Source organism: Acaryochloris sp. CCMEE 5410 (genome assembly GCF_000238775.2).
Classification (GTDB): Bacteria; Cyanobacteriota; Cyanobacteriia; order Thermosynechococcales; family Thermosynechococcaceae; genus Acaryochloris.
Window position 1 is genome coordinate 3,053,830 of sequence record NZ_AFEJ02000001.1, and the last position, 12,750, is coordinate 3,066,579.

General features: G+C 49.9%; 10 protein-coding genes. 5 read left to right on the plus strand and 5 right to left on the minus strand.

Features of this window, described 5'->3' with window-relative positions; all coding sequences use genetic code 11:
* Nucleotides 1–7: 7 nt before the first annotated feature.
* The 5 genes from ON05_RS13965 to ON05_RS13985 form a co-directional block, all read right to left on the minus strand.
* On the minus strand, nt 8–277 hold the full coding sequence (locus ON05_RS13965) for a photosystem I reaction center subunit IV (protein WP_010475711.1): 270 nt from the start codon (nt 275–277) through the stop codon (nt 8–10).
* 152 nt (nt 278–429) lie between these two features.
* Nucleotides 430–1,602 carry a histidine kinase gene (locus tag ON05_RS13970; RefSeq protein WP_010475713.1) on the minus strand — a complete coding sequence of 391 codons (1,173 nt, stop codon included), beginning with the start codon at nt 1,600–1,602 and terminating at the stop codon, nt 430–432.
* Nucleotides 1,603–1,782: 180 nt separating this feature from the next.
* On the minus strand, nt 1,783–5,328 hold the full coding sequence (locus tag ON05_RS13975; protein WP_010475715.1) for an AAA-like domain-containing protein: 3,546 nt from the start codon (nt 5,326–5,328) through the stop codon (nt 1,783–1,785).
* Nucleotides 5,329–5,387: 59 nt separating this feature from the next.
* Nucleotides 5,388–7,982, minus strand: coding sequence for an AAA-like domain-containing protein (locus ON05_RS13980; protein WP_010475717.1), 2,595 nt, complete (start codon nt 7,980–7,982; stop codon nt 5,388–5,390).
* Between the two features lie 221 nt (nt 7,983–8,203).
* On the minus strand, nt 8,204–9,109 hold the full coding sequence (locus tag ON05_RS13985) for a hypothetical protein (RefSeq protein ID WP_139025890.1): 906 nt from the start codon (nt 9,107–9,109) through the stop codon (nt 8,204–8,206).
* Between the two features lie 100 nt (nt 9,110–9,209).
* On the opposite strand from ON05_RS13985, the gene ON05_RS13990 reads away from it, so the two are divergent.
* From ON05_RS13990 to ON05_RS14010, 5 genes are all read left to right on the plus strand, one after another.
* A complete protein-coding gene (locus ON05_RS13990; protein ID WP_010475720.1) occupies nt 9,210–10,427 on the plus strand; it encodes a sigma-70 family RNA polymerase sigma factor in 1,218 nt (405 codons plus the stop codon).
* Nucleotides 10,427–11,575: a DUF1822 family protein gene (locus ON05_RS13995; RefSeq protein WP_010475721.1), complete on the plus strand. Its 1,149-nt coding sequence runs from the start codon at nt 10,427–10,429 to the stop codon at nt 11,573–11,575. The genes ON05_RS13990 and ON05_RS13995 overlap by 1 nt, the downstream gene beginning before the upstream one ends.
* A gap of 71 nt (nt 11,576–11,646) precedes the next feature.
* Nucleotides 11,647–12,048 carry a hypothetical protein gene (locus ON05_RS14000; RefSeq protein ID WP_010475722.1) on the plus strand — a complete coding sequence of 134 codons (402 nt, stop codon included), beginning with the start codon at nt 11,647–11,649 and terminating at the stop codon, nt 12,046–12,048.
* Nucleotides 12,049–12,145: 97 nt separating this feature from the next.
* Nucleotides 12,146–12,379, plus strand: coding sequence for a hypothetical protein (locus ON05_RS14005; protein WP_010475723.1), 234 nt, complete (start codon nt 12,146–12,148; stop codon nt 12,377–12,379).
* The gene (locus ON05_RS14010; protein WP_010475724.1) at nt 12,366–12,725 is read left to right on the plus strand and encodes a type II toxin-antitoxin system PemK/MazF family toxin; all 360 of its coding nucleotides are present in this window, start codon (nt 12,366–12,368) and stop codon (nt 12,723–12,725) included. The genes ON05_RS14005 and ON05_RS14010 overlap by 14 nt, the downstream gene beginning before the upstream one ends.
* Nucleotides 12,726–12,750: the final 25 nt, after the last annotated feature.

The following is a 12,750-nucleotide window of genomic DNA, read 5'->3' on the forward strand; positions in this document are numbered from 1 at the left end:
AGGTAAGTTAGTCTTCTGCCTTAGGCGCTGCAGCAGGCTTAGCAGCAGGTTTCTTACCCCCTTTGGGTGCCTCAACTTCTTCAAGTTCGTGAACCCCGAAGTTATTGGTGTTGATACCAGCAGCAGTACCACTGATCCCGTTGTAATTACAGGTATCAAAACGAACAATTACAGGATATTTAATACCGCTTTGATCAACGGAGGCAACGGTACCGATTTCACGAAACCAGTAAGACTCCGGGCGGAGAATTCTAACCTTAGAACCGCGTTGAACCATGAATCTTTTACCTTAATTGAAATTGCAAACGAAGCATTGATCTCAGACTACTATGGTCTTGGTGCAGTCCTATGCCAAAATCTATAAAATTTTATAACTGTTATCAAAATTGATAACTTTATCGTTCATCTAGTGACATTTTGGGATCCATATCAACGATAAACGGGCAGCGTAAAGTGGAAAGAGCTGCCGTGATTAGGTGCAGAATCCACCCAAATCTCACCGTAGTGGTTGCCCACAATCCGTTTGCAGTGGGCTAACCCCATGCCATATCCTGACTCATCTTGATCCCGATCTAGGCGATACTGGTTATCAAAAATATATTGCTGCTTTTCCTGAGGGATCCCTAGGCCATTATCGCAAATACTGACTTGCACCTTTTGCGTCGTACGATGCAGAACCAAGAGCTTAATTTCTCCACCCTCTGGCGTATACTTCATCGCATTATCCAGCAAGTTGAGAATCACCTGCTGCACTTGATCGGCATCCGCATGCACATTGGGGATATCGGGTGGGATATCACTTTTCAAAGTTTGTGATTTAGCTTTAAGAGCATTCTGGACCCTCAAAGCAATTTCTTGGCAAAGTCCACCCAAATCTAGCTGCTTAGGATGAGTTTTTAGATCGGGTTCACTCCCTTGAGAAGCTTCCAGCAAATTGGTGATCATGCGCTCAATAATTTGGGTTTGGGCATGAGCATGTTTCGTTAAGCGTTGCAGCAGAGCTGAAGATAAATTTCGAATGACCTCATTGTCCTCATCCCATTGTCCCGCTAAAGTCTCTAACGCAATGGTCGCCGCCGTTAATGGATTGCGAAGATCATGGGCCAACATGGTAATCATGCGATCCTTGAATTTGAGCTGATCCTGCAAGGCTTCGTTCTCTTGTCGCAGGCGAAACATTTGATCCGACAGCTGCATCAGTTGCGCGGCGTCAGCAAAGGATGTTGTATCCTCCTCTAAGCTCATTTGATCATCCAACAGGTCATTCGCTGAGAGGGCATGCTGCCAATAAGGCCAGGACTCTTCCAACTGAGAGACCAAGTTGCTGCCTGCCAAAATATGTCGTGGCTCGGGCCGAATTTTAACTAACGCTGGCGTCGCCACCAGTTTGTAGTATTCCACCAGATAGGGCTGTTCAGAGACTTCAACTACATGCAGATCAAAGTCACAGTCTGGTTTTAAGGTATCTAAATATTTCGATATTTGGAGAATCTGTTCTTTAGCCGTTGTGCGTTTATCCACAAACAACAGCAGCTGTAGTGAAGCATCCGACTTAACTACAGATTGTAGATGGTCAGTGGGGGTCTCGGAAGATGATCTCATTCCGGTGGTCAGATCAGAACAGAATAGGCATGGGAGTTAGTCAGAAGATACCAATGAGTAACTCACACATACTGATTTAACTTCATATTAGTTGACAATGCCCCATAGAGGATCAGGCTAACTATAGATATCGAGCCATGAAATCCCAATTGCCCTTTACAATGACCCCATCCGCCCATTCTAGCGCCGAGTACAAGGATTTGTGGCATCAGGGTGTCGCTGTTGATAAGTCTGTAACCATCGACATCCTTGCTGCAAGAGTTGCGGGAGAGTGCCGGTTTGCCAGATCCGAATGGCATCGTCTTTACCCACTGTCATCAAAGACTGACCATCCGCTGCAAATTGCAGACTATACACTGCACCTTGATGTCCCATCAATTCTGCTAACTGTTGCCCTTTAGACGTCCAAATTTTAACAATCCCGTCTTGGCCAGATGTTGCCAGTCGTTGTCCATCCGCACTGAGCACCAGGCGTAGAATATCATTAGGATGACTCTGAAACTCTTGCTGCAACTGGCCCTTAGTCGACCAAAATTTAACAGAGCCATCTTTGCCCACCGTCACCATCTGCTGGCCATCCGGGGTAAAGCGGACATCACTAAGCCACCCTTGCTGAGCATCAAATTGCTGTAGTTTTTTACCAGAGGGTGTCCAGACTTTGATTTGTCCCTCTTTGCCCGCTGTCACAAGTTGCTTACCATCAGGGCTAAATCGGATTGCCCACAGGGGCTGGGTAGAGGCCTCAAATTGTTGATGATCTTTGGTCTTAAAATCCCATAGGTGGACGGTCCCATCATTGGCCGCCGCCGCTAACATCTCACCCTTGGGACCATAGCTCAGGGAATACACGCCTTCTTTATCAACGAGATGGTCTTCTAGCTTACGGCCCTGTAAATTCCACATGCGGACATAGCCATCTTCACCCGCTGTCGCTAATTGCTTTTGATCGGGACTGAAGACGACATCGTTCCCTTTATTGTGGGCTTGTTGTTCCCACAGCAGGGTTCCATCTTTTTGCCATAGCCGCAACATGCCATCTTTCCCCGTTGTCGCCACGGTGTCTTCCTGGGGATGCAGAGCAATACTCCAAATACTTTTATGTTGGCCTGCCCATTGACGCTGACCCGCTAGGTTCCATAGGTGGAGACTGCCATCTCTACCTGTGGTCAACAGACTTTGACCATCTGGACTAAAGCTAGCGCTACTCACCAAACCAGAATGTCCTTTCAGCTCCGCCAGTTTTCTGCCGGCAAAGTCCCAAATTCGAATCGTGCTGTCTTCCCCCAGGGTCACTAATTTTTGGCCCGTGGGGCTGGCATCAATCAAATACAAAGACGTTTGACTGCCTCGCCATACATTTAAAGGCTGAGTACTCGATGCACTCCAAAGACGAATCAGGCCATCCGTACCCACCATGGCAAATCGTTGATTCTGCTGGCTTGAGGAAGAGGTCCTAGGGACTATATCCGGGAGAAAGCTCACACTATTGAGCTTGAGGTTAGGATTAATGCGGCTTTTCCATTCCCTCAGTTTTTGTCCCGATAGTTCCCAAACCTGCATCGTACCGTCTGTCCCGACGGTAATCACGGTCTGCCCATCGGGATTGAAACTCAAACTACTGACGGAGCCATTGTTGGCCGTGAACTGCGCCAGCAGCTGCCCCGTTTGATTCCAAAGATACACCTGGCCATCAGTAGATGCCGTGGCAAATTGATCTTGATTCGGGCTAAACCGAATGCTTCTGAGTTTGCCAATCTTCTGTTGCGCCGTTGACTGGAGATCACCTTCAGTATTCCAGAACTGGAGTTGTCCCATCGGAGTGAGGGTCAAGACCTGACCATTTTGGAGGAACGCTGCAAACCGAATGCCTTCAGGATTGGCTTGAAACCCTTGCAGCTGTTCACCGGTTAGAGACCAGATTCGGACATAGCCATCTTTTCCGGCGGTGATTAACTGCTCACCCTCCGGGCTAAAGGATCCACTATAAATCCGTCCCTTATGCCCCTGCCAAGTATTGGTTTCATAAATATTGTCCAGAATGCTCTGTAGGACAAACAGGGGTTTGACGGTGGGATAGTCCTGCAACTGACGTTTGGCAGGCACCAAGTCTTGTAGTTTTTGGCCTAGCTCAATGGCAGATTGCAACGCTTGCAGCTGGTTAGTGGGAAACTGGCGGAGGGTCAGCACCCCTTCCTGTTCTAAAGCAAGGCTCTGCTGGGATTCTTGTAGGTCTCGACCTGTGCGAATGCCGACTGCTATGGCTAGCACGGAAATTCCAGAGACTAAGGCTAAGGCTGCGATCGCAACTCGTACGATGCGACGGGCCTTACCATGGGCCTCCGTCAAAATATGGTTGGCTTCTTCAACTGCTTTTTTGGATTGACGCTCAGTGGCGAGGCTAACTTCAACCTCTTGCTTATCGGCATCCTGGCTCGCACTTAAAAATTGATAGTCCTGATCGCTCAGACTTTTCGCATTTGACCAAGCTAGTGCTTCCCTTAACGCTTGTCCCCGGAGCAACCGCGAGGTATCTTGTCCCCCTGTTTTCAACCAAGATTGCATGACATCGGCATAGGGTCGCAATTGCCCTAACTGCCGTTCAACCCAGGCCAAATCAAAAATTTTGGCATAAATGCGATTGTGAATATGGAGCTGTCCCTGTCGCTGAATCACCAATCCTGACAACAGGAGTTCCATTTGTTCCGAACTGTTATCCGTAGGGATGCCTCCTTGCCAATCGGGTTGGTCGAGCAGCTTCTGATAGCTGCCGAGCAGTCGGCCTGCCCGCTTTTCGTTTTGCAGCAGGCGATTGCGGATCGTTCTCAGATGCTCTGGTTCATCTTGGGCTTCCCAACTGTGGAGAATTTTCGCTTGCACCAGCTCCGTAACCGTTTGCGCTTCTTCTCCAGGCAGGATGGTGGGTCCGGTGGCTAAGAACTTACATAGCTTCTGAGTCAAAAAAGGTTGACCATTAGTCCACTCTAAAACCGCTTTCACCAGCCGTTCTGGGTATTCGGAGACTTCATTCAATCCCAAGGTAAGGGGGCGGATTTCTGAGGTTTGAAAGCCGCGTAGATGAATGGCTCGACCGATATTAAAGGGGGTGCGCTGTTGGTCTTGAATCAGTTGCGAAGGGGTGGCGACGCCGAATAAGGCAAAGGTGAGACGCTTAAAGTCATCCCGATCTACCCGGCTGTTGTAATGGGCCCGCAGCAGGGCAAAGAAATCATCGGCAGAAAAGCTAAGGCTGAGCAGACTATCGACTTCATCAATAAAGATCACCATGTTCTGGGGGACATGGGCAAACAGCACCTGCTCGATAAAGTCTGTAAGACGTTGAGCGGGGGATAACAGGGTGCGATCGCGCCACCAAGACCGCAACTGAAATTTGTCTCCCAGCTTAAATTCGCTGACCAAGGCCCCAATTAGACTGGCGTACCATTGCTCAGCAGTAATATTCTGGCTACCAATTTTGGTGACATCAATGGATGCACAGGCAAACCCTTCTACGGTTAACCGCTTCATGGTGTGGACCCGCAAGCTGGACTTACCCATTTGGCGCGCCGTGAGCACATAGCAGAACTCACCCGCTTTTAGGGCTTGATACAAGTCGCGATCTGCTTGGCGAACCACATAGGTGCGAGCATCGACCGGTAAGCTACCCCCAACCTGATAGGGATTAATGGGGGAAGTGTCTGGCGTCCAGCCTGTAACAGAGGTATCCATAGGCAAACCATAACCAGCAATGGGCCGTCCCTAGAAGACAAGCCAATAGTCCCAAAATATCACCCTGATTTGCTGGCCCCTTTGTCAGCGGCCACCGTTGCAAAATATTGACGATACAGATCGCAGCGGGGTTGCGCCCCATTACCGACCAACCGAATCAGTCCTAAGCTATGTAGCTTAAACAGCATAGACGGTTCTAGGGAAATCGCTTGTTCAGACGTGACGACAGAGATAAAGGCTTCAGCCAATTGAGCATGTTGTTGTAAATTCCACCAATGGCCGCGTAAGTGATCGCGGAATAGTCCTGCTTCAGTCGGTGCCTTTTCGAGCAGTTGTTCTACACTCATATCCCCCTTGGCCACGTGATACAAAGCCAGCCGAATCAGATAGGGATGACCACCGATCAGGGTTTGAAGCTGGGAAATTTGGGCTTCATCCCAATCGAGGTTGTGCAGTTCCGCCAGTTGGCTAATCTGGGCCAAAGAAAATTCGGGTAAGTCAATGGGCAAGCCGACATTAAAGGGGGACTGATTGGTATTGAGGGGGATATAGACCTCCGTAGCATGGACCACAATCAACCGTAGCCTTTGCCAGATCTCTTGGTTTTTGGCTTCTTCATGCCAGGCTCGCAACAGGCCAAAGAAGTCGCTAGCAATTTCAGGATATTCAAAGACTCGATCAACTTCATCTAGGGCTAGCGTCAGTGGACCATCTAACTCCGGCAGAATATATTCTTCAAAATAAGCGGTGCAATTATATTTACTGCCAAAAATATCGTCCCAGGTCTCAGAAATCCGATTGGGTAAGCGCAATCGGCGGCTGACGCTCGCACAGAGCCACTGCAACAGCTTATCTAGATCCGTAAACACCTTGCCATCTGCTAATTGCAGGTTCAACGACACCGTGTTCAACCCTTGGCTAGAGGCCTCATGCAGAATGCGGGCCATCAGCGAGGTTTTGCCCATTTGCCGAGGCGCTTTGATCCGAATTAGGGAACCCGGTTGCACCACCGTTTCCGCACAGCGCAGTTCTATCGGTGGCCGCTCAATATAAAATGCGGACGCTATATTAACCTGCCCTTCCGGTAATTCTGGCTCCGCAACGGGCAAAGGCGGTGCATCCGATCCCTGTTTAGGTGGCGGTACGGTCGGGAACGATCCAGAACTGCCTTGATCCGCCGTTTTGGTTAAAGAGTCACTGGCATCTAAGGCGGATAAAATATCTTGGACGAGGTTCGGGGTATCACTGGCAGACCGCCAAATGCGCTGCTGCAAGCGATGGAGATAACCTCGGAGTTCATAATTCAAGGAGCCATCCATGGGCAAATCCACCCGAATGGGCACAATTTGCGGTCGCTGCTCTGCTCGACTCTGATGGAGTGCTTTGACGGCTCGCACTTCCTGCAGCATCAGCTCGCTATGGGCTGAGGCCCGCGACAACAGCAAGATATAAAAGTCACAGGCTTTGAGAGCATGGTCAATATGTTGCGCCCAATTCTCCTTCAGTTCCAAGCTTTGGGTGGACATAAAGGGCTGATAGCCCGCTTCTTTAATCGCTTCAAATAGGTCCTTGGCCACCTGCAACTCTGGTTCCCGGTTCAATGCACTGATAAAGACCTGGCTGGTCACCTTTGCCAACGGCTGGGTTGCACTCTCAGGATCAGCAGGGGGAGCACCCGACCCCAAGGAGTTCCTGGAAAAATCAGCCGGACGAGCCACTTGAGGGGTGGTTTGGTAGCTGCGTTTTGGGGTGGGATCCGGTTCATCGGCCCACAGGTTTTGCACGGGCGATCGCAACATCCTACCGACTTTTTTAAACCATCCTGACGAGGGTTGCCCTTGCAGCTCCTTGAGCACGTCTTCTGCCGATTGATACCGATATTGGAAGTGGTAGCGGACCATTTGTTGCAGCACATCCCCTAATGCTGGGCTGACAGGCACATCTTCCTGCCAGTCAATTTCGCCCTGGGCCGTTTGGGTAAATTGGGTTGGGTTTTTGCCAATAAAAGCCTCGATGCCAATCATCCCTAATGCATAGAGATCGCTATTGGCTCGGGGGCGACCTTGGGCCTGTTCAGGAGCCATATAGCCTGGGGTGCCAATGGCAATCGTTCCTCCCACGGGTAAGGGCTGATGGGGATCGCTGCTTAGTTCTTTGCGCAGCTGCTTGACGGCCCCAAAGTCGATGAGGACGAGCCGACCATCTTGCTGCCGACGAATAATATTTTCGGGTTTGATATCCCGGTGAATGACGTTGAACTGGTTAATAAAGGCCAGGATGGACAAGATGTCCTGCAACAGTTGGGTGACCTGTTCTTCTGACCATCGACAGCCCTGGGGTAATTCTTTACGCAGGAGGTCACCAGGGATATACTCCTGAACCAGATAAAACTCTTGCTTCTCTTCGAAGTAGGCTAATAAACGCGGAATCTGATCGTGACTTCCCAGTTTCTCTAGCATGACGGCTTCCCGCTCAAACAGAGACCGGGCTTTTGGCAGAAAATCAGGATCCCGTTTTGCGGGCTTCAGATGTTTGACCACACACTGAGGACGCTCAGGTCGGTGAACATCCACGGCCAAATAAGTCTGACCAAAACTACCACCACCAAGGGTTTCCTGAACTTGATATCGTCCACCGAGGGTTCGACCGAGCATAATCTCTAATGCTTGTGTGAGGAGTTGACTGTCTCTACGCAGCGACTAACGCGATTAGACCTATTGTCTCGCGTTGGGTGGGCAAAGAGGAGGTGGGATGGTTGGCAAATACCAAAACCCAACCGTATCCTAACTGCTTGTGGATACGGTTGTAGTGATTTTGATGTTGTTACTGTTTGATAAAACTCATAGGGGTGCGCAGGCACCCTCTGGCCAAGGCTTTACTGACGTCTCAATAGGGGTCGCACGGTTTTGATGCGACGCAAGGGTCGCTTTCTAGCCGGGGAACGTCGGAGGTTGAGACGGAGGCGCTTAGACTTGATCCGCCGCTGATTCTTGCGCAAGCGCTTTCCTAGGGACTTGATTTGGCGACGATTCGATTTGATTTGTTTACGCAGCAGCTTGCGGCGAGCTCTGGGCTTGACTCGCTTCACCCGTCGAGAACCCGACTTCAGCCGAACCCGCTTCTTTTGGGAAGCCTTACTTTTCTGGAGTCTCGTTCTACGAATCAAGCCTTTGGGGGCCTTGGAAGGGGGCTTAACAGCTGGAGTCGGCCCTAAGGCCTTGGGGCCTGGTGTTTTTTCGGGAATGACGGGTAATCCTTTCTCTACGGGTTCGTCTAGATCAGGGTCCGGGACTGCGTCAAAATCATTCTCTGGGGGAAAGCCTCCCTCATTGCTGGAGGCCCCAATCCCGATCAAGGGGCCTTCAGAGCCAATATTGATATTGATATTAATGGCGGGACCACTAGAGCCTTGCGTCTCTTCTTCAGCCAGCGCTGTGTCAGCATCATCTGCATCAGCAAATTCATCCTCTGCAAGGGCTTCAGCGGTGGCGCAGGGGGCAGTCACTTCTCCCCCTTCCTCTACTTGAGCCGCTTCACTCGTAGGTTCAACTTCAGGCTGCTCACTTTCGCTAGCCGTTGGCAGACAATCCTCCGTCAGGGATGTTTCGGTTAACTCAGTGGGTTCTGTCTCTAGGGAAATGGCAGCGTCTTCGGTTGGATTGGGATTGATCTCTGAGGCGAGACTAGCGAGAGGCGTGATCCCGACCACCAAGCACGCCAAGAGAAAGACCTGCAGTTTTTGAGGGGCACGGTGGATTGCAGCAGTTTGTTTCAGCATCATTAAAGTTCCTTGTATTCGTCAGCGTTGGGAAGAATTAGCTTGTACTGTTCTCTTAGGGCCAACCTGGTTGGTTTATGCACGCTGCTGAATATTGAGATCCATGCAACCTCGAACTGCACTGCTGGCAATCTTTTCCACTTTTCTGCAATTTGAGACGGATCATGTCCACACCTGGGCCAGTGATCCAAAGCTGCGGCGCAGTATGCAGATCCACCTCGAGCAATCCCAGCAGGCGAATCTATCGGCAAAGTTTTGGTCCCTGCACTGGCATAAGCGATGGCGTGCAGACGCTGACCTGCAGAAGGTTGCGGCAGGCCACTTATCGGCTTATTTACAGGAAGCCTGTTATTGGACAGCCCAGAAAACATCGACGCGATTTAGCAACAGCCGCTATGGGGTAAGCGACTATTTTCAAATTGCGATGGCGCAGGTGGAGAAGATCCTCAAAGGATTCAACTCCGATCAGGGCTTTAATCTGCAAAATTATGCCAGCGCCACCTTTGCCAGCCTGATGCGGGAGACCCTACGGCAACGCCGCGAAATTGATATTTGCAGTGATTGGGCATTGCTGCGGAAGCTGAGCCAGAAGCGACTGGTCGAAGCCTTGAAAAATAATGGTCTACCGCAAGAAAACATTGATCGTTACGTTTTAGCCTGGACGAGCTTTAAGGCGATTTATGTGCCGCAACAGGCAACGGGGACGCAGAAACTGGAGAAACCCGCAGATGAGGTTTGGAGTGCGATCGCAACCCAATACAACCAGGAACGCACCACTCAACTACCCCCCAACACGGCTGCCATCACCGCTGAAGAACTGGAAACGATTCTGATGACCTGTGCTAAAGCCGCCAGAGCCTACCTTTATCCTGCTCAAATTTCCATCAATACGCCTAGGCCAGGACAAGATGCGGGGGAATTCCTTGATCAGTTACCCAATACCGAGCAAGCGTCTTTACTAGAGGAAATGATTGCCACAGAAGACGTGCAAGCCCGGCAAGCTCAGCATCAACAAATCGGTGAAGTCTTAGCCGCCGCCATTCAGGCTCTGGATCCACCTTCTCAATCCCTCTTGCAGCTCTATTACTCCCAAGCCTATACCCAACAGCAAATTGCCGAGAAATTAGAGATGAAGCAGTACACCATCTCGCGACGATTAACCAAACTCCGCAAAACGCTGTTGACGGCTTTAGCCACCTGGAGCCAAGCAACCCTGCATATTTCACCCGACTCGGACGTACTCAAAGCCATGAGTTCTTCCCTGGAAGAATGGCTGACGGGACACTACGGTGAGCCCCCCACTGCCCCTGCACTAGAGTGATGATCATGACGTCTGATTTAGCCTTATTTGATGCCACCTATTTAGAAATTGATCCGAACCTTCAGGCTCAGGCTTGGCAACAAAACGACGGCCCTAGTCGCTGGCAAGCCTATTTGAATCAGCTCTGTTTGGACACGGTGATTCCCTGGCTACGGGAAGATCATGATCTGCAAGCGATACCTGCGCTGAAACCTCCCTCATTGCAAAGTATTTGGGCCGTGGTGACGGGGACACCGATTCAGGTAGGGGCACAAAAGATAGTCCTGATTCCCACGGAAACGATTGATTTAGATGAACTGCGGGTTCCCCAAGAATGGGTCGATATTCCCAACTGGATTGCCGATTATTATGTGGTGGCTCAGGTGAATCCTGATGAAGGCTGGGTAAGGATCGGTGGGTTTACCAAACACTCACAGCTGAAGGAACAGGGGGCGTATGATTGGTGCGATCGCACCTACACTCTCAACGATACGGATCTCACGTCGGACCTGAATGTGCTCTGGCTCACCCAGCAATTCAATCCCCAAGAGACGACCCAAGCAGTGGTCAATCCCTTACTGACACTCTCCAAAGCCCAAGCCGATCAACTGATTCAACGACTCGGCAATGCAGACCTCGTTACCCCTCGCTTGGCTATTCCTTTTGAACAATGGGGCAGCTTAATAGCCCACGGTGGTTGGCGACAGCGGTTAGCGGCACAACGACGCGGTATCACTGCCCAGCCTTCAGTCGGGCAATGGTTGCAAACGGGGATAACCAATCTGGCCCAACAGATGGACTGGCAATCGATTACATTACAACCCCAACTCTCTACTGCCCGAGGTGATCAATCCTCAACACCAATTGCAGCGATTTCACGACAGTTACAGATTGATGGTCAGCCCTATGAGTTGAATATCTATGCAGTGGAAACTGAGTCAACGTGGCGGTTTGAACTGCGACCGGTGACTCCTGGTGCCATGATTCCAGCAGGGTTTGTACTGCGATTGCTAACGGAAGACCTTGACTCTTTTGAGGGGAATGAGGATCAAGCCTCTGAGCCTGTGGATCTGCTCTATATTGATGTCGCTCTGGAGTCTGGGGAAGGTATAGTCTGGACAATTGAACCGCAGCCAGACCAATACGATCAAGAAATTCTACGTTTTTAGGCTACTGAGTTTGCGCCTTCCACTTTAGCGCTTGCATATACTGGCGAAGATCTTGCTACTGGAAGTTTTGTATGGCACTGAATGTTATCGAGACGCTCCATCAACTTATTAGACGCCAGAAAACTGAAAGAGATATTGGCGAATTCGATGTTGAACTTGTCTCACTTGGTCCTTGGGCAAGCGAGATAGACTATGTCACCAATGAGCAAGAGCTACATCTGATCTTTGAATCACTTCAAGCAGAGCTATGTTCGGTACTGGGTCAGCCTATTTATAGTGGTTTAAGGTCTGCACAAGAGACAGATCTTAGCCCTCAAAAATACTTTTTTGAATACCAGAGCGCGCTGCGCTTTGTGTGGTGGGAACATGGCAATCTGGAAGTCTTGCTGATGATCACTGGACATGATGCAGATACCTTACAACTGCTGCGCATCGCTATATCCAGCATTTCTTTATCTAAGTCTCTTGATTGAGAAATTTGCGTTATTAGTCCAGTCTAAGGCCAAATATTACGTTGAGGTTTTGAATTTAAAATATAAGATAATATTGTCATATATTTAGGTATGACAGATGAAAGAAAAAGTCACTATCACCCTGGATACAGAACTGATTGCGTTCGTAGACGACCGGGCGCAAGGTAACCGTAGTGATTATTTCAATTCTTTAGTGCAGCAGCATCGCCAGGCAGTGTTCAAGCAACAAATGATTCAAGCGTTGCAAGAGGATGCGAAAGATGCAAACTTTCAGGCTGACATCGTTGCTTGGGATGGTGTTGTTGGGGATGGGTTAGATGCCGAAGGGTAAGTTGTCTTATCAACGCGGGGAAATTCGTTGGGTTCAGCTTGATCCGACCATCGGTGCTGAAGCCAGGAAAACTCGCTCTTGTCTGATTGTCCAGAATGACACGATGAATCAGTATGGTCAGTTGACGGTGATTATTCCCTTTCGACCAGGGTTTAAGCAGGCGCCCTATGCCGTCAATGTAAAGGCATCTGCTACTAATGGCTTGGACCAGGATCGGTTTCTAGATGTAGGCCAGATTCGTGCATTGGATGGCCGCAGAATTCTGGAGTGCCAAGGAAGGCTAGAAGAAAAATATTGGCAACCTATCCACACAGCCCTCAATATTGTGCTGGGATTTGATCAATAGCTCGACAGATTGATTCTCAGTTTTT

What these genes read in the sequence shown, in the direction of transcription:
- ON05_RS13975 (WP_010475715.1), bottom strand. Translation starts at nt 5,328, where the DNA reads ATGGATACCTCTGTTACAGGCTGGACGCCAGACACTTCCCCCATTAAT.
- ON05_RS14005 (WP_010475723.1), top strand. Translation starts at nt 12,146, where the DNA reads ATGAAAGAAAAAGTCACTATCACCCTGGATACAGAACTGATTGCGTTC.
- ON05_RS13990 (WP_010475720.1), top strand. Translation starts at nt 9,210, where the DNA reads ATGCAACCTCGAACTGCACTGCTGGCAATCTTTTCCACTTTTCTGCAA.
- ON05_RS13970 (WP_010475713.1), bottom strand. Translation starts at nt 1,602, where the DNA reads ATGAGATCATCTTCCGAGACCCCCACTGACCATCTACAATCTGTAGTT.
- ON05_RS13995 (WP_010475721.1), top strand. Translation starts at nt 10,427, where the DNA reads ATGATCATGACGTCTGATTTAGCCTTATTTGATGCCACCTATTTAGAA.
- ON05_RS13980 (WP_010475717.1), bottom strand. Translation starts at nt 7,982, where the DNA reads ATGCTCGGTCGAACCCTCGGTGGACGATATCAAGTTCAGGAAACCCTT.
- ON05_RS14000 (WP_010475722.1), top strand. Translation starts at nt 11,647, where the DNA reads ATGGCACTGAATGTTATCGAGACGCTCCATCAACTTATTAGACGCCAG.
- ON05_RS13985 (WP_139025890.1), bottom strand. Translation starts at nt 9,109, where the DNA reads ATGATGCTGAAACAAACTGCTGCAATCCACCGTGCCCCTCAAAAACTG.
- ON05_RS14010 (WP_010475724.1), top strand. Translation starts at nt 12,366, where the DNA reads ATGCCGAAGGGTAAGTTGTCTTATCAACGCGGGGAAATTCGTTGGGTT.
- ON05_RS13965 (WP_010475711.1), bottom strand. Translation starts at nt 277, where the DNA reads ATGGTTCAACGCGGTTCTAAGGTTAGAATTCTCCGCCCGGAGTCTTAC.